Raw genomic sequence first — 16743 nt, 5'->3', positions numbered from 1 at the left:
CCTAGGCGAGGAAGTTCTTGAGTTCGAACACGAGCTTGCGGATGTGGCCCGAGATCACCGGCGTGCCCAGGTCTTTGAGCTTCTGCCGGAACCACGGGTTGACGCTCTGCTGGCCGCCGCTGTCCACCGAGCCCACCGGGATGAGCCGTACGCCGGACCGGTGCAGCGCCTCCATCCCGGCGAAGACGGCGGGACTGTTCCATTCGTAGAAGTCCGAGATCCACACGACCACCGTGTTGCGGGGGTCGGCGACCTTCGGCTGGGCGAGTGCCAGGGCGGCGGTGCCGTCCGTGCCGCCGCCGAGCTGGGTGCGCAGCAGCACCTCGAACGGATCGTGCACCCACGGGGTGAGGTCGAGCGCGCGGGTGTCGTACGCCACCAGGTGCACGTCGACCTTGGGCAGCCCGGCGAAGATGGACGCCAGGATGGTGCAGTTGACCATCGCGTCGACCATCGAACCCGACTGGTCGACCACCACGATCATCCTGGCCGGCGTCGTACGCCTCGCGGTGCGCCGGTAGTAGAGCCGGTCGACGTAGAGCCGCTGGTCTTCGGGGCTGTAGTTGGTGAGGTTCTTCCAGATCGTGCGGTCGAGGTCCAGGTTGCGGAACACCCGCTTCGGCGGCACCGACCGGTCGATCGCGCCCACGCTGGCCTTCTCGACCTGGGTGCGCAGCACTTCGGCGACCTCGTCGACGAACCTGCGGATCAGCGCCTTGGCGTTGGCCAGCGCCACCCCCGACAGGTTGGCCTTGTCGCGCAGCAACTGCTCGACCAGCGACATGCTGGGCGTGAGCTGCCGCGCCAGGGCCGGATCGGCCAGGACCTCGCGCAGCCGCATGCGGCTGACAAGTTCGGCCTCGATGCCGGCCAGCGCCTTGGCCAGGTCGTCGTCGCCGATCCTGAACCCGGCACCCGGCCCGTGCCCCGCCGTGGGCCCGGCCCCCGGACCGCTCTCGGCCTCCGCTCCCGAGTCGCCGCCCGCCGCTCCCGGCGCGGTGCCTGGCCCTGCGCCCGGTCCGGCGCCTGATCCCGGTCCGGGCACCTGCCCCGCGCACAGGGCCCGCTTGAGCCAGGCGGCGTCCTTCTGCCAGGTCGCGAGCCGGGTGGCGCTGACGTCACCCGAACCGGTGGCGAAGACGTTGAGCAGCAGCTTCGACACCAGCGCCGCCCGGCGCACCTCGCCGCCCGGCACGTGCTCGCCCGGCGTGAGCAGGGTCTCGAACTCGGCGGCCAGTTCGGGGAAGCGCTGCACCAGCGAGTCGACCGAAACGGCCGGGTCGAGCAACCCGGCGGGCAGGCCCAGGTCGCCGACGACCGCGACGTTGGCGGTCTCGAGCGCGGGCTGCTCGTCGTGGTCGAACAGCCGCGCGAGCAGCCGCCAGTAGAGCACCTGACGCCGGTTGCGCTCGGCGCCCGTCAGACCGCCTTCGCCTGCCACGGAGATGCCGCCGCTCGTCAGGTCGCTTTCCCCGGCGGTGGGGACGCCGGTCGCAGAGCCGCTGGTCGCGGGAACGCCAGTCGCGGAGACGCCTGCGGCGGGGATGTCGCTCGTGGAGCTGCCGGCGCTCGGCAGTCCCTCTTCACCGGCCGTGGGGACGCCGGTCGTGAGGGCACCGGCTGCGGGGATGCCGGTCGTGGGGGTGTCGTCGCTCATCGTCGCAGCAACCGTCCGGCTCGTTCCTGCAGTACGGCGACCGCGTCGGCGGCCCTGGCCTCGGCCTTGGCCGCCTTGGGGTCGGTGGGGCCGAGCGCCCAGTCGCCGGTGGCGACCACGACCGCCTCGCGCTTGACCTTGGCCTGTACGGCGAGCGGCTGCAGCGTCCATCGGCCGCCGTCCCACCGCATGAGTCCCACGCACACCGACGAGGCCGCCACCAGCTTGGGCGTGAGCGGGCCGCAGTCGGGCAGCCGTTCCGTGTCCACGGCGAGCAGGGTGCCGTCCAGGTCGAAGGAGCCGTCCTTGGTGACCTTGTAGCCCTCCACCAGCACGGGTTCGGCGATCCGTACGGGAACGCGATCGAGGGGCGGCACCGCCGGGGCGAGCGCGCCGGGCAGGCACAGCCGGGCGGTCGCCAACGGGTCGGCGGGCTTGCTCACGAAGGCGCGGTCGTCGTGCCAGACGAGGTCGCCGCTGTCGAGCAGGGGCACGTCGGCGATCTCGATGCTGCGGCGGTCGGCCAGCGCGGCCAGCAGCACCTTGTGGCGCTGCGGCAGCTTCCACAGCGCGGTCCCGACGATGGTGTCGACCTTCGCGGCCGTGACCGAGGTGCGCACAAGCCGGGGCGTGCCGCCGTCGGCGGGCTCCAGAACGGCGTGCACCTGGAACTGTACGGCGGTGCCGTGCTCGTGCACGTCGACGCCGAGCACCAGCAGCCGTCCCGACACCATGGCGGCGGGCCCGGGTTCACCGGTCGGCTCTCCGGTCAGCACGCCGTCCTGCGACAGCAGCAGGGCGCGGGTCCACAGATCCGCCCAGCGCCGCACCGGCAGGTGCTCCGCGGAGCCGATCGGGCAGGAGGCGCGCAGCTCGGCGGCGAAGCCGTCGATCAGCACCGCGAGCCTGCGCAGACCCGGCGCGGCGAGCAGGGCCTCGATGACCTGGTCAGCCGCGGAGACGAGGTCGTGGTCGACGCCGCGCCAGCCGGTGATGGCCAGCTCGCGCAGCCAGGACCGGACGCCGCCGAGCACGTTCCCGGCAGGCTGAGCGGCCGGCCGACCAGCCGGTTGAGCGACCTGTTGACCGGCCGGTTGCGCGGCAGGCTGAGCGGCCGACTCGCTGGCGGGTGGCGCGGCAGGCTGAGCGGCCGGTTGCGCAGCCGGCTCAGCGGCCGGCCGACCAGCCGGTTGCGTGGACGGCTCAGCGGCCGGCCGACCAGCCGGTTGGGCGCCGGAGTCGCTCGCCGCCTCAGGGATGCCGGGCGTCGGCGGCCATTCCGCTCGCTCCCGTCCTAGGGCCGTGTCCAGGCTTTCGAGCAGGGCGTCGTGTACGGCGCCGGACAACGCGACCCGGCCGCCCGCCAGCGCCGTCAGGTGCTCCTGCGTGATCGAACCGGACACGACCGCGTCGGCGGCCTCCGCCAGCCGGTCGCCGAGAGGCGTGGCGGCGAACGCCGCGGCCAGCGCGGCCACCGCTTCGGCGCGCTCGTCGGCGAGCCGGGCCAGGCCGTGCACCAGGACGTCGTCGAAGCCGTCGAGCAGCGCGAGCGCCTCCTCCGTCCCCTCACCGGCGTTTCCCTGGTCGCCGCCGAGCAGGGCGGCGAGCTGTACGGCGAGCATCAGCCCACCGTCCCCGTGGCCGGGAACCAGTGCAGCTCCGGGATCGGCAGGGTCGTGCCGGGCACCTCCAGATAGGCAAGGTGGCGCAGGAACCGGCTGAACACGACCGCGGCGGGGGCGGGCTCGTGGACGCCGCCCAGGCAGTCGGCCAGATCCGCGCCCTCGGGGACCTCGACCCGCAGATAACGGGACACCCGGTCGGCGCCGTACTGCACGACGGCCTCGGCGACCAGGGCCCGCAGGTGTTTGCACGGCGAGCCGTACAGGCCGCCGCAGGGGCGGTTGTTGTTGGTGCTGCAGTTGTAGTTGTGAGTGCCGGCGGCGATGGAGGAGACGTAGACCCGGCCGATGTCCGAGCCGCTCGACACCACGCCCTGCAGCCTGCCGTCCGCCAGCTCGACGAAGGGGACCTTCGCCAGCTTGCGCGGCTGGACCTGCGGCACCACCCGCAGCCTGCTGTGTCGCGCCCACACGGCGGCGCTGTTGGGGGAGCCGTTGGGGGAACGGTCTGTCATGATCCGGAACGTAGCCGAGCCCTACGACATTTAGCCGCGCACGTGGGGCTGCCAGGCATTATGCGGTCACGTACGTGTCCGGGCCGGTCCTTCCACGTACGGCTCCCGCACCGGCCGGCGGCCCTGACCTGCTCGGGCCGGACGAATCGACCTCGTCGCCGCCGTACGCAGAGGGCATGCTGCTTCGGCATTCGTCTTGACATATCTGGTCAATTCCAGAAAGATCCATCTGTCGATTACTGTCCCGGTCGCGATGCCGAGAGGTCGCCTTGCGGTTGCCCCGTGTGAGAACCCAGCACCGCCCCCACCGGTACGGCAACGACCGGATCCGGATCGGCGGCACCACCCGGGAGATCAACGACCCGGAAGGGCACGTCTGGGCGGCTCTGAACGCGATGGACGGCACCAGGACTCCGCAGGAGGTCGTCGCCCGCCTGCGCCGTGCGTACCCTCGGCTCACGGAGGCCGAGGCGACCGGCATCGTCGATCGCCTGCTCACCTCCGGATATGTGGAGGACGCCGCCGGCTCGCGGCCCGAGGAGCTCAGCCCGCGGGAGCTGGAACGCTACTCGCGTAACGCGGCGTTCTTCCACGGCAGCGGCCTCGCGCCACGCGATCACGGCTGGGATGCCCAGGTGCGCCTCAAACGCTCGCGCGTGCTCGTTCTCGGGCTCGGCGGCACCGGCAGCCACACGGCCTGGGCACTCGCCGCGTGCGGCGTCGGCGCGATCCACTGCGTGGACCGCGACCTGGTCGAGCTGTCCAACCTGACGAGGCAGGCCCTCTATCGGGAGGCCGACATCGGCAGTCCCAAGGTGGACGTGGCCGTCGCCCGGCTGGCCGAGGTCAACTCCTCCGTCCGCGTCACCGGTGAGACCCGCGCGGTCGAATGCGAGGAGGACATGCTCGACCTCGTACACGGGTTCGACGCGGTGGCGATGTGCGCCGACGAACCGGCAGGCCGGGGCGGCATCCGCATCTGGGTCAACCGGGCCTGCCTGACGGAGAAGATCCCGTGGGCGCTCGGCGGTTACAACGGCCCGCTGGTGAGCGTGGCGGCGTTCACACCCGAGGGCCCGTGCTACGAGTGCCTGACCGCGAGCGTCGACGCCCCGCTCGCGCCGGGAATCCCCCTCGACCTCGGCGGGCCGGACGTCATCGCGCCCTCCGCCGGGGTCTCGGGTCACCTGACCGCCCAGGCGGTCATCGCGTTCCTGACCGGGATGCCCACGACCTCGGGGAGCTACGTCACGGGCGTCAACCTCGTCGCGCCGGACCAGCACGTCTACACACGCCATCCGGCGGCGCCCGACTGCCCGGCCTGCGCGCCGGACGCGCTCCGCACGGGCCCCCTCGGCGCCGGGCCCCTCGGCAGCATGATCGGGTGACCCGGCCCCAGGCGGCCGGTGCGGACAACCGGCCGCCGACAAGGCGGGCACGCCTCGGCCGGGCGCGCCGTGCCACCCCGGCCGGTTCAGGGACCGCGCCCGATCAGGGGACCACGCCCGATCAGGGGGCCACGCCGCCCGGCCGATCACCCGAGCGGCGTCCCCGATCGGACGACCGCGCCCCGGATCAGGCGGGCCGCACGATCCGGCCGGTCAGGCGCACTCACGATCAGATGACCGAGCGCATGGTCAGGCGAGCGGGATGGCCGCCCCGCGTTCGGACTCGGGGCGCGGGCCGTGGATGCGCCGCTCGCTCTCCTCGATCGGCACGTCGTTGATGCTCGCCTCCCTGCGGCTCATCAGGCCGTCTGCGGTGAACCCCCACAACTCGTTGCCGTAGCTGCGCCACCACCGGCCCTCGGCGTCGTGCCACTCGTACTGGAACCGTACGGCGATGCGGTCGCCGCCGAAGGTCCACAGGTCCTTGCGCAGGGCGTAGTCACGCTCGCGCTCCCACTTGCGGCGCAGGAAGGCGACGATCTCCTCTCGCCCGGTCAGGAACTCCGAGCGGTTGCGCCACACCGAGTCCTCCGTGTACGCGAGCGCGACGCGTTCGGGATCTCTGGTGTTCCAGGCGTCCTCGGCGGCCTGCACCTTCTGCCTGGCGGTCTCCTCGGTGAACGGCGGAAGCGGGGGACGTGTACTCATCAGGCTCTCCTTCCCAAGCTGGAGAACGATCGTTCTCCATACGTATCCTAGAGAACGACCGTTTTCGCGGGCGAGGAGGGGGTCGGTGGCACCACAGAGCGCGGGCACCGCTCGGGGCGGGTCGGCGGACACCCAAGGCACGGACACCGCTCGCGGCGGTCCGGTGCACGACCGAGGCACGGACCCCGCTCGGGGCGGGTCGAAGGTCGTACGGCACGCGGACGCCGGCCGGGGCGGGTCGGGGGACACCGATGGCACGGGCACCGCTCGGCGCGGGCGGATCGACGGCGACGAGGCGCGCCGCCGCATCCTCGACGCCGCCGAGCGGCTGTTCTACGCCCAGGGCATCCAGGCCGTGGGCATGGACCAGATCCGCGACGCGGCCGGGGTCTCGCTCAAGCGGCTCTACCAGAGCTACCCCTCGAAGGACGCGCTGGTGGAGGCCTACCTGGAGCATCGCGACCGGCGGTGGATGCGGTCCCTGGACGAGCACGTCGCCCGCGCCGCCGCACCCGGCGACCGGGTGACGGCCGTCTTCGGCTTCCTCGCCGAGTGGTTCGGCACGGCGGACTTCCGCGGCTGCTCGTTCATCAACGCCTTCGGCGAGCTCGGCCCGACGTCACCGCCCGTCGCCGCGGCGGCGCGGGCGCACAAGAACGGGCTGCGGGAACGGCTCGGCACGCTCGCGGCGGAGGCGGGCGCCGCCGACCCGGACGCGCTCGCCGACCAGCTCCTGCTGCTGGTGGAGGGGGCCATCGTCGCCGCCGCCATGGGCACGGCCACCGGCCCCGCCGAGCGGGCCCGGTCCGCGGCGCTTGCCCTGCTGTCGGCGGCCCGCCGACCGGCCCCATCCCGCCGCTGACCTGTCCCGCCGCTGACCTGTCCCGCGGCTGACCCGTCCCGCGGCCGACCCGTCCCGTATCCGCCCCCCTGCCCGCCTCCGGGTCTCGCAGCCGGCCGCGTACGGCCCGTGCCCGGAAAACGGCGCGGAGGACTACAGGTCGGAGGACTACAGGGAGGCGTCGCCGTGGCCGGAGGTGGTCGCCTCGGGCGTTCGGTTCGTCTCGCCGTGCGCCTGCTGGGGCAGGAGGACCCGGGCGAGACGCGGCGCGGGGTCCGGCGCCGCCCGGGGGAGGCGGATGGTGAAGGCGGCCCCGGCTCCCGGCCGCCCGTCCACCTCGATCGTGCCGCCGTGGGCGTCCATCACCTCGCTCACGAGGGCCAGGCCGATGCCGAGACCTCCGGCGTGGGGCAATCCGGCATGCCTGCCGAACAGGCGCTCGCCGTCACGCGGGTCCAGACCCACGCCGTCGTCCCGGACGCTGAGCCGTACGGTCTGTTCCTCCGAAGACACGGTCACCTTGATGTGGCCGCCCGCCGAGGTGTGGCGGAGCGCGTTGTCGAGGAGCGCGGAGATCACCCGGCGCAGCGCGGACGGCGCTCCGCGCACGACATGGTCACCCGGACCCCGCCGCACGTCGATCGTCACCCCGCGCTGCCCGGCGCGGGCCGCCTCGGCGTCGGCCGACTCCTCGGCCAGCGCGCCCAGGTCCACCGGCTCGAACGGCCGGCGGCGCTGCCTGAGCTGGGCCGACAGCAACAGGTCGTCGATCACCTCGCCGAGTTGCCCGATGCCGGTGACCAGCCGGTCGACGTCGCCTGCGACGAGATCGGGATCGGGCTCGCGCCGCAGGCGCCGGGCGGCGAGCTGCGCGCGGACGTGCAGCCGGGCCAGCGGGCTGCGCAGCTCGTGACTGACGTCGGCGGTGAACCGGCGCTGCCGGTCGAGTGCCTCGCCCAGCGGCGCGATCGCCCGGCGGGCGAGGACCTGGCCGATCAGCAACGCCGCCAGCAGAGCCGCGATCTCGGCCGCGCAGAGCGTGCGCAGCAGCCGCTCCCGCTCGGTGACGGGGTAGTACAGGTCCATCACCGCCTGCTGCAGCGCGTCGCCGCGCCACTGCGTACGGACCAGGTAGGTCGCGCCGCCGATCTCCGCGACCTCGACCCGGGTGCGGCCGTCGGCGGCGACCCGGTCGAGCTCCTCGCGCACCGGCAGGTTCTCCGGCGCCCCCGGGGTGCTCCGCAGGGTGCCCGCCCGGAGCTCGAACAGCCATACGCAGGGCGGCGGGTGGTCCATCGGGGCCGACATCGCGGCCACGGCCAGATCACGCCGGGCGGTGGCGTCCTGCTCGTCCACCACCACGCAGTAGACCAGCGTGCCCAGGAGGGCGATCGCCAGCGAGAACACGGCCGCCACCTGCGCGGTGATCCGGCGGCGTGTCCGGGTCAGCAGGCGCCGCTCGGGGTCGTAGGACCGCAGGGCCGTCACAGCTCACCCAGGCGATACCCCACGCCCCGCACCGTACGGACGACGTTGTGCCCCAGTTTGGCGCGCAGGTAGTAGACGTAGGTGTCCACGATGGCCTCGGTCCTGGCGCCGTCGAAGATCCGCTGCCGCAGCGACGTACGCGTGTGCACCTGCCGGGGGCGGGCCGCCAGCGCGTGGAGCAGCCGGCACTCCCGGCCGGACAGCGGCACCTGCTCGCCGGACGGCAGCCGTACGGTGCAGGACGCGGAGTCGAGCCAGCCGTCGCCGAGCGGCAGCAGCGCGGCCTGGTCCAGGTTTCTGCGGTGCAGGGCGCGCACCCTGGCCAGCAGCTCCTCGATCTCGAACGGCTTGACCAGATAGTCTTCGGCGCCCGCGTCGAGTCCGGTGACCCGGTCGGCGAGGGCGCCGAAGGCGGTGAGCATCAGCACCGGAGCGGTGACGGCCTGCTTGCGCAGCCGCCGCAGCAGATCGAGCCCGTCGACCACTGGCAGCCCACGGTCGATGATCATCACGTCGTAGCCGCGGCTCAGCGCCAGATGCAGGCCCCGCTGGCCCTCCAGCGCCAGGTCGACCGTGTAGCCCTGGTCGGCGAACACCTCGACCAGCATGTCTCCCAGCTCGCGGTCGTCCTCCACGAGCAGCAGGCGCATGGAGCGCGGTTCGGATGTCCCCGATATCCGTGCCACCGGACCACCGTGGCACCACAATTGGGAAATTTCCAGACTTCGGAACGCCTTCCCCGGAAACCTCCCTCCGTGTTCTGCGAATGTCCGAATTCACACATGAAATTAGTTGAAACCGGTTTCGCCGGCCGCCGCGCCCACCGGGGTCGCGCTCCCCGTGGTCGCCGCGCCTGCCCGCTCGTGGCGCTCCGGCAGCGCGAGCTTGTACAGGGGCATGGCCCCCGCGGTGGTGAGCACCGCCACGAGGACGAGCATGGCGAAGAGCTCCTGCGTGATCATGCCCTGTGCCAGGCCGATGTTGATGAAGATGAGGATCATCAGTCCGCGGGCGTTCATCATCGCGCCCATGGCCCAGGATTCACGCCAGCCGAATCCCAACGCCCGCGTCGCCAGCGAACAGCCGAAATACTTCCCGGAGAAGGCCAGGGCCAGAATAAGCGCGAACGTCAGGAGCGCGGAGCTTCCGGCGATGCCGCCGAGATGGGTGTTCAGCCCCGAGAACGCGAAGAAGACGGGCAGCAGCAGGGTCGATACGACGTCCATCATCCGGCCGTGCAGAACGGCGCGGAACGCCGGATCGCGCGGCATCGACAACCCGGCGATGAAGCCGCCGAAGACCGAGTAGACGCCGATCGCGTCGGTGATCCATCCGGCCGTGAGCGGCACCAGCACGATCACGTACACGGCTCCGGCGCTGAGGCTCCCGGTCCGCGCGACGCGGCGGCCGAGGGGGCGCAGCAGCGGGGCCACCACCCCGAGCATCACCACCGCGAACAGCGCCGCCAGGGCGATGGTGCGCAGCGTGTCACCGGTGCCGCCGCCCAGGTGCACCGCCGACAGCGCCGCGAGCAGGCACCACGCCGCGGCGTCGTCGATCGAGGCGGCCAGCAGGGCGACCCGGCCGATACGGGAGTTCTGCAGCCCGCGCTCGTACAGGATCCTGGCGAGCATGGGGAACGCGGTCAGCGACAGCGCTCCCCCGAGGAACAGGGCGAACTCGATCCGGCCGACGTCCGGGCGGGAGAGGCTGTCCCACAGGGCGAGACCGGCGGCGCCGCCGAGCACCACCGGAGAGAGGATGCCCGCCGCCGCGAGCACGCCCGCCTTGCGCAGCTCGCCCGGCTCCCGGGCGTCGTGGTCGATCCCCGCCCCGACCAGGAACATGTACAACGTCAGGCCGAGGGTGCTGAGCACGTACAGGACCGGCCTGACCTCGTCGGGGAACAGTGCCTCCTGCGCGTCGGGAAACACCGCGCCGAGCAGCGTCGGCCCGAGCAGGACGCCGGCGACCATCTCGCCGACGACACGCGGCTGCAGCACCATGTTGGCCAGCCGGCCGCACACCGCGGCGGTCAGCAGGATGACGGCCAGGGCAGGCAGCACCCTGAGGACCAGCTCCAGGTTGGGATCGACCGCTTGGGCCTGCTCGGCAAGGGCGGCGAGGGCGGGGGGAGAATCAGGGGCGGAAACGGAGAGAAGGGCCGGAACGGGCATGGCAAGTGCCTCCGCTCGTGGTCGGAACCTGTGACTCGTTCGGAACCTGTGACTCGTTCGGGGCCTGAAATCGGCGGGCCGGAGCCGGAGATCCGGCGGGGCCTGAGATCTTGACCGGAGCCGGAGATCGGCGGGTCGTCTACGTGCCCTCGGGACGGGCGTGGCCGGAGAAGTGGCGCTCGCACAGCCGCAGCCGCCGCGCGTCCCACACCATGTACGTGCCGAGGACGAGCTGGACCAGGCTGCGCCAGACGTCCTCCCAGCCGTCCTTGAGCCGCATGTACAGCAGCGTCAGGCGGCGTCCCGGCCCGTGCCGCGCCGCCGCCGAGCCTGCTGGATCCAGGGGGGTGAGCAGGCACGGTCCCCGGTTGGGCAGCGACCGGGTGTGCGCGGCGGTGGAGTCGAGCTCGTACGCCCGCAGGATCTCCCGGACCGCGACCCGCAGGGCGAGCGGCGCGAGCCGCCACGCCGGGCAGGGACGGTTCGCCGGCATGCCGAACGGGATGTGGTTGAGCTCCCTGACCGGGGCGTGCCCGGGGGCGAAGCGGCCGGGATCGAAACGCCCGGGGTCGGGGAAGCCCGCGCGGTGGAAGGCGGGGTAGTCGAAGCACAGCACCGAACCGGCCGGGATGACGACGTCCTCGCCGAGGGGGATGTCGCCTGTGGTGATCCGGTGGGCGATGCCGAAGAGCGGATAGAGCCGCAGCGTCTCCGCGATCACCTGGTCGAGGTAGCGGTCGTCTCCGGCCCGCGCCCTGGCCTGTACGTCCGGGTGCCGGGCGAGCGCCATCAGCACATGGGCCGTGGCCTCCGACATCTGCACGACGGCCGTGTTGAAGAAGGCGCCCTGGAGATACAGCGCGCACTCCCGGGTGGTCAGGCCCGCGGGCAGCTCGTGTTTCACGCGGGGCAGCGACTCGACGAGATAGGCGGTCAGCCGGTCGCGCCGGTCCATGTGCCGCAGGCCGCAGCACTTGAGCGCGGTCACGACGTCGTCCGCGTTGCCGACGATGAGATCACGGGCATGCGGCGGGCACGGCTCGCCGAAGACGAGCTCGTAGGAGAACTCCGCCCAGACCGGCATCATCAGGTCGCGCAGCCGGACCACCCGACGTCTGTCCCCGCGCCCGCCCTCCAGTGCCCGTACGACGCACGATCGGGTCAGCTCCTCCACCCGCGCCCGCGGCACGGACAGGATGCGGCGCGTGGCGAGGGCGACGGCGTCGTACCGCTCCCCGGCCTCCAGGTGCTCCTGGTGCATCTCGGGCCCCGGCGACAGCCAATACCAGAACAGGTCCGACAGGGCGGCGCCCTCGCTCCGGCCGGAGGCGGCCGGATGGGAGTAGACCTCCCTGAACCGGTCGACGCCGACGAGGTCGCCGGGCACCGTGATGCTCTCCTCGCCGTTGATCCTCGTGAACACCCAGCCGCGCAGCGCGACGACCCGCCCGGGCAGCCACCGGGGCAGGCTGATCACGACCACGACGGCCGCGGCCGCCCACACCGCCGTCAGCATCGCCGCACCAATCCCGGTTCGAGGTCACGGACCGAGGCGAGGCCGCACAGGGTGAGCGCGTGCTCGACCTCGTCCCGCAGCATTTCGAGCACGCGGGCCACGCCGCACTCGCCGCCCGCCGCCAGGCCCCAGATCACCGGACGGCCGACCGCGACGGCGGACGCGCCCAGCGCCAGCGCCTTGACCACGTCGGTGCCGCGCCGGATCCCGCCGTCCACCAGCACCGGGACGGCCCCGCCGACGGCGGCCACGATCTCCGGCAGCAGATCGACGGTGGCGGGAACGGTGTCGAGCTGCCGTCCGCCGTGATTGGAGACGTACAGCGCCGAGACGCCGTGGTCGAGGGCGAGGCGCGCGTCGGCGGGATGCGTGACGCCCTTGAGCACGATCGGCAGCCGGGTCATCCGCCGCAGCAGATCGACATGCTCCCAGGAGATCGCCGGTGACATGACGATCGGCCGCACCGGGCCCCGGTCGCCGTCACCGTCAGCGTCGTGGTCGCCGTCGCCGTCGCGCAGGTTCTCGCAGTGCATGCCCTCGGGCAGGTCGTCGAAGCCGTTGCGTACGTCCTGGTCCCGGCGTCCCCGGGCAGGCGAGTCCACGGTGACGACCAGCGCCGCGCAGCCGGCCTTCTCGGCACGCCGGACGATCGCCTCGGTGAACGCCATGTCGGGCTGCACGTAGAGCTGGAACCACAGGGTGGCGCCCGGCGCCGCCGCCGCGACGTCCTCGACCGCGACCGTGGCGGCCATGCTCACGATCATGATGGTCTCCGCGGCGGCCACCGCGCGGGCCGTGGCCTTCTCCCCCTCCGGGTCGGCGAGCCGGTGGAACGCGGTCGGCGCCACCAGCACCGGCATGGCCATGCGGCTGCCCAGCAGGGTGACCCCGATCTGCGGGGTTCCCGCGCCGCGCAGGACACGCGGCAGCAGCCCGAGCCGGGCGAACGCCGCCTCGTTGGCCTTCACCGTGACCTCGTCGCCGGCCCCACCGGCGAAATAGTCGTAGTGGGCGGGGTCCAGCCGGGCGCGGGCCGCCGCCTCGAAGTCCCGGATCGTCGCCAGCACGGCCGTCACACCGAAACAGGGAGGCTCTGACGCTGGAAGAAGTCCCGGAGCGGGCGCAGGTGCACCTCTTCCGAGGTCCAGTCGTTCTCCAGGTTCTCGGTCACGTGGTGGACGGCCTCCACCACGCCGCCTCTGTAGCGGCGTACGACCGGGTGGAGATAGTGGCCCTCGTCCGCCCGCTCCGCGTCGCTCTGCCTGATCCGCCCCACGCTGATGTCGAAGGGGTCGATCTTGTCATGGTGCGGGCCGTACTCCAGGGTGATCGCGTAGTGGCCCGCGTCGCCGAGCGGCGGGCCCTGCAGGTCGAGCGGCAGCTCCTCCAGGTAGCGCATGCCGCCGTTCCCGTCCGGGACGATCATGTCGGCGAGCACTCCGAACTGCTGCCACAGCGCCGAGCTGCGGTTGACCCGTTCGAGCACGGCCGCCGCGAGGGCGTCCGGGTCGGCGGGCAGGTCGCGGCCCGGCCAGGGGACGCCGTGATTCCGGTGCTCCAGCAAGCGGTGCAGGGCGCGCACGCCGTAGCGGAAACCGTGGATGAACGCGTTGGTGCCGCGCTTGAAGTCGAGCGACTGGGTGAGCGTGCCGGCGAAGTGGAGACCGGGCACGTTGACCGACTCGTACGCCGGGGTCAGCGCGGGGAACCGGTCCCCGATCGTCAGCTCGGGACGGCACTCGGGCGAGAAGATGGCGGCGTCGAACCGGAATCCGGTGCAGACGATCACCTTGTCGTACGGGATGTCCTTGGTGACCTCGTCGGCCCGGACGAAGGCCACCGTGACCAGGTAGGAGCCGTCGGCCCGGCGCTCGATGCGCCTGACGTCGCCGTCCAGCACGGCGTTCTGCAACTTGAGCTGATAGGTGTCGAGGAAGTTGGCGTTGAACGCGCGCAGGTGACCCACGAAGTGGGTCCGCCAGGCCAGGCGCACCGAGCGCGGCCCGGCCACGTGGATGACCGCGGCCGTCTCGACGAGGTTGTCGGCGGTCTCGAAGGCCGAGTTGCCCTTGCCGATGATCAGCACCCGCAGGTTCGTGTAGTCCGCGGGGTCGGTCGAGTGCGTGCCGTACGGCTCGGCCGTCTCGATGCCGGGGATGGGCGGGACGTTGGGCCGGGTGACCCCCGTCGCGACGATCACCCGCCGCGCCCGGTAGGTCCGGCCGTGCTCGTCGGTCACCGTGAACGGCCCCGCGGCGTCCGGGCGCGTGATCTCCGCGACCCGGGCGTCGTACGTGACGTGCAGGCCGTGGAAGGCGGCGAAGTCCTCCAGATAGCGGAGGAGGTCCTCGGCGGCGGGGAAATACCGGTCGCTGTAGTGCGTGAACAGGAGACGGGGGTCGTCCGACAGCAGCGAGTTCCAGTCCATCCGGAGGTTGAGCTCCGGGTCGTCCCATCCGGTGTACTTCTTGTTGACGGAGATGAGCGTGCGATGGCGGGGAAAGGTCCGGAAGAACGCGCCGGGCTCGGGCGCCGCCTCGAGAATCCGGTAGCTGCGCCCCGCCCGGTGCAGGAAGTGGCCCATCTGCAGGCCCGCCGGTCCGGCACCGATCACCAGGTAGTCCAGGATGTTGTCCGGCACTGACGCCTCCCTCACTGGGGTGCTTGAAGTTTCACCAGTGTTGGCGGGTGATTCTCAGAGACGGATCAGAGCGCAGACGACAGATGCCGCTCCAGCAGGGCACGCTTGTCCGGTTTTCCGCTCGGCGCGACCGGCACGGAGGACACCGTCGTGATCGTCCGGGGCACGCTGTCGGCGCCGAGCTCGGCGCGCACCAGCTCCGTCAGGGCGGCGTGGTCCGGGGCGCGGCCCGGAGCGGGCACGACGAACGCGTGGACGGCCTCCCCGGTCCGCTCGTCCGGCGCGCCGGTCACGTACGCCTCGGCCACGTCGGGGTGACCGGCCAGCACCTTCTCGATGGGACCGGCGTAGACGACGATCGCGTTCACCATGATCACGTCTCTGGTGCGGCCGGCCAGGTGCAGCAGGCCGGTCTCGTCGAGATGCCCGAGATCGCGGGTGCGCAGCCAGCCGTCCCGCAGCACGTCGCCGGTCTCCTCCGGCAGGTTCCAGTAGCCCGCCATCAGGAAGGGACTGCGCACGTGGATCTCGCCGGGGCGTCCCGTGCCGACCGGGCGGCCCTCCTCGTCGCGCACGCTGATCTCCACGCTGGGGTGCGGGCGGCCTACCGAGGTGAGCGCGTCGCGGCCTTCCCCTGGCGTGAGCAGGGAGATGATCCCGGCCTCGGTCGCGCCGTACGCGACATGGACGACCGGGCCCAGCCGGTCGAGCGCCTCCAGCAGCCGGTGCGGGCTGAAGGGCGACCCCGAGACCGTCAGCGCGCGCAGGCTGCCGACGTCCACCCGCTCCTCGCGGAGCAGGTCGAGCATCTGGCACACCCGGGGCACGGTCACGATCGCGCCGGTGATCCGGTGCCGCTCGATCGCGTACGGGAACAGGGGACGGCCGTCCTCCTCGGGGATCACCGCGGTGCCGCCGGACAGCAGGCACGGCGCCAGGAACTCCAGCACCACCAGGCTCGACAGGGTGCCGAAGAGCAGGTAGCGCTCGAAGGACTCCGCGAAACCGGGCGCGATCGACGACCAGCCGCGATAACTGGACCAGTGCGCCGCCATGGCCCGATAGGTGAGCACGCAGCCCTTCGGCCGGCCCGTGCTGCCGCTGGTGAAGGTCAGCAGGGCCACGTCGTCCGGGCGTGCCGTCACGCCGGGGAAGCGGCCGTCGCCGGGATGAGCCACCAGGTCTTCTGCGCCGGGAACGGGCCCCAGCGACAGCACCGTGGCCGGTCCGGCGGCGTGGAGCAGGTCCGGCGTCGCCGTCGATCGATCAAGGATCACCGCGTCAACGCCCACGCCGAGGACGTCGGCGAGCTGCCCGGGCGTATACCCGGGCCGTACGCTGACGACGCGGCAGCCCAGCACGTGCGCGGCCGTCTGGGCGGCGAACGCCTCCGGTGACAGCCCGGTGCGGATCGCGACGCCCGTGCCGGGGCCGAGCCCCGCCTCGCGCATCGCACCGGCCATGCGTCCGATGAGGTCCAGCAGCTCGCCCCGGGAGACGATCCTGTCGCCATGTTCGAAGGCGGGGGTGCCGGGCGCGCCGCGCAGCGCCTCCAGCAGCAGGCGCGGGAAGGCATCCGCGGCCTGCTCGTACGGCCCACCGGAGTCCGGCGGCACGGCATCCGGTACGGCATCCGGTACGGCATCCGGCGCAGCAAGTGACGCAGCGCGGGGCCCGGCGTCCGGCGCAGCAAGTGACGCAGTGCGGGGCCCGGCGTCCGGCGCAGTGTGCGGCAGGGCCTGCGGCGCGGTGGGTGGTGCGGTGTGCGGCGCGGTGGGTGGTGCGGTGTGCGGCAGGGTGTGCGGCGCGGTGGGTGGCGCAATGCGCGGCTCGGCGCGTTCCGGGTGCGTGGCGTGGATGACGGGATCGTTCACGTCCGGCTCCTTCGTCTCGCGAGGCACCCGCCCGCGGCGACGACACGACCCGCCGCGGCGCGGGCGCCGGTGTGCCACCGGCTGTCGCGACGGTAGGCGGCCCAGATCAGAGCCGGATCAGAGCCGCCCAGACCAGAGCCGCCCAGACCAGGGCCGCCCGGATCAGGGCCGCCCGACTCAGAGCCGCGTCGCGCCCGCGCCGCCCGCTGGCAACGGCCCAGGTGGGGGCGGCCCGGCGAGAGCAACCAGGGGAAGCGGCTCCGTGGGAGCGGCTTCCCGGAGGCGGCGGCGGGAGCAGCCCGGCCGGAACGGCGAT

General features: G+C 72.6%; 13 protein-coding genes. 2 read left to right on the top strand and 11 right to left on the bottom strand.

Going from position 1 to position 16743, the window contains the following annotated elements:
• Position 1: 1 nt before the first annotated feature.
• Genes OHB01_RS12380 through OHB01_RS12370 form a run of 3 tightly spaced genes read right to left on the bottom strand, consistent with a single transcriptional unit; the run spans position 2 to position 3794 of the window.
• Complete coding sequence (locus OHB01_RS12380) at positions 2 to 1657, bottom strand: VWA domain-containing protein (RefSeq protein ID WP_328855367.1); 1656 nt, start codon at positions 1655 to 1657, stop codon at positions 2 to 4.
• Positions 1654 to 3279 carry a hypothetical protein gene (locus OHB01_RS12375; protein ID WP_328855366.1) on the bottom strand — a complete coding sequence of 542 codons (1626 nt, stop codon included), beginning with the start codon at positions 3277 to 3279 and terminating at the stop codon, positions 1654 to 1656. The genes OHB01_RS12380 and OHB01_RS12375 overlap by 4 nt, the downstream gene beginning before the upstream one ends.
• A complete protein-coding gene (locus OHB01_RS12370) occupies positions 3279 to 3794 on the bottom strand; it encodes a hypothetical protein (RefSeq protein WP_328855365.1) in 516 nt (171 codons plus the stop codon). Before OHB01_RS12370 ends, OHB01_RS12375 begins: the two co-directional genes overlap by 1 nt.
• Positions 3795 to 4078: 284 nt before the next feature.
• Here OHB01_RS12370 and OHB01_RS12365 point away from each other — a divergent pair, with 284 nt between their 5' ends.
• Positions 4079 to 5182 carry a HesA/MoeB/ThiF family protein gene (locus OHB01_RS12365; protein WP_205830505.1) on the top strand — a complete coding sequence of 368 codons (1104 nt, stop codon included), beginning with the start codon at positions 4079 to 4081 and terminating at the stop codon, positions 5180 to 5182.
• A gap of 249 nt (positions 5183 to 5431) precedes the next feature.
• On the opposite strand, the gene OHB01_RS12360 is transcribed toward OHB01_RS12365, so the two are convergent.
• Positions 5432 to 5893: a nuclear transport factor 2 family protein gene (locus OHB01_RS12360; protein WP_328855840.1), complete on the bottom strand. Its 462-nt coding sequence runs from the start codon at positions 5891 to 5893 to the stop codon at positions 5432 to 5434.
• Between the two features lie 82 nt (positions 5894 to 5975).
• Here OHB01_RS12360 and OHB01_RS12355 point away from each other — a divergent pair, with 82 nt between their 5' ends.
• Entirely contained in the window at positions 5976 to 6752 is a 777-nt protein-coding gene (locus tag OHB01_RS12355; protein ID WP_328855364.1) for a TetR/AcrR family transcriptional regulator, read from the top strand.
• A 147-nt stretch (positions 6753 to 6899) separates the two neighbouring features.
• Here the strand turns inward: OHB01_RS12355 and OHB01_RS12350 are convergent, their stop codons facing one another.
• The 7 genes from OHB01_RS12350 to OHB01_RS12320 form a co-directional block, all read right to left on the bottom strand.
• Positions 6900 to 8219: a sensor histidine kinase gene (locus OHB01_RS12350; RefSeq protein ID WP_205830504.1), complete on the bottom strand. Its 1320-nt coding sequence runs from the start codon at positions 8217 to 8219 to the stop codon at positions 6900 to 6902.
• The gene (locus OHB01_RS12345) at positions 8216 to 8869 is read right to left on the bottom strand and encodes a response regulator transcription factor (RefSeq protein WP_205830503.1); all 654 of its coding nucleotides are present in this window, start codon (positions 8867 to 8869) and stop codon (positions 8216 to 8218) included. The genes OHB01_RS12350 and OHB01_RS12345 overlap by 4 nt, the downstream gene beginning before the upstream one ends.
• A gap of 138 nt (positions 8870 to 9007) precedes the next feature.
• On the bottom strand, positions 9008 to 10396 hold the full coding sequence (locus OHB01_RS12340) for a cation:proton antiporter (protein WP_147942918.1): 1389 nt from the start codon (positions 10394 to 10396) through the stop codon (positions 9008 to 9010).
• 139 nt (positions 10397 to 10535) lie between these two features.
• Complete coding sequence (locus tag OHB01_RS12335; RefSeq protein WP_147942917.1) at positions 10536 to 11912, bottom strand: cytochrome P450; 1377 nt, start codon at positions 11910 to 11912, stop codon at positions 10536 to 10538.
• Positions 11906 to 12988 (bottom strand): alpha-hydroxy acid oxidase, encoded by a 1083-nt coding sequence (locus OHB01_RS12330; protein ID WP_205830502.1) that lies wholly within the window; start codon positions 12986 to 12988, stop codon positions 11906 to 11908. The genes OHB01_RS12335 and OHB01_RS12330 overlap by 7 nt, the downstream gene beginning before the upstream one ends.
• The gene (locus OHB01_RS12325; protein ID WP_328855363.1) at positions 12985 to 14553 is read right to left on the bottom strand and encodes an NAD(P)-binding domain-containing protein; all 1569 of its coding nucleotides are present in this window, start codon (positions 14551 to 14553) and stop codon (positions 12985 to 12987) included. Before OHB01_RS12325 ends, OHB01_RS12330 begins: the two co-directional genes overlap by 4 nt.
• Before the next feature lie 65 nt (positions 14554 to 14618).
• Positions 14619 to 16427, bottom strand: coding sequence for a class I adenylate-forming enzyme family protein (locus OHB01_RS12320; RefSeq protein ID WP_328855362.1), 1809 nt, complete (start codon positions 16425 to 16427; stop codon positions 14619 to 14621).
• Positions 16428 to 16743: the final 316 nt, after the last annotated feature.

The sequence above is a fragment of the Microbispora hainanensis genome, from assembly GCF_036186745.1.
Taxonomy (GTDB): domain Bacteria; phylum Actinomycetota; class Actinomycetes; order Streptosporangiales; family Streptosporangiaceae; genus Microbispora.
Note: the sequence above shows the minus strand (reverse complement) of the source record. Positions and strands in the feature narration are given on the sequence as shown.

Bases quoted from the DNA above. Each gene is read 5' to 3' on its own strand.
- OHB01_RS12380 (WP_328855367.1), bottom strand. From the start codon at position 1,657: ATGAGCGACGACACCCCCACGACCGGCATCCCCGCAGCCGGTGCCCTC.
- OHB01_RS12375 (WP_328855366.1), bottom strand. From the start codon at position 3,279: ATGCTCGCCGTACAGCTCGCCGCCCTGCTCGGCGGCGACCAGGGAAAC.
- OHB01_RS12370 (WP_328855365.1), bottom strand. From the start codon at position 3,794: ATGACAGACCGTTCCCCCAACGGCTCCCCCAACAGCGCCGCCGTGTGG.
- OHB01_RS12345 (WP_205830503.1), bottom strand. From the start codon at position 8,869: ATGCGCCTGCTGCTCGTGGAGGACGACCGCGAGCTGGGAGACATGCTG.
- OHB01_RS12340 (WP_147942918.1), bottom strand. From the start codon at position 10,396: ATGCCCGTTCCGGCCCTTCTCTCCGTTTCCGCCCCTGATTCTCCCCCC.
- OHB01_RS12335 (WP_147942917.1), bottom strand. From the start codon at position 11,912: ATGCTGACGGCGGTGTGGGCGGCCGCGGCCGTCGTGGTCGTGATCAGC.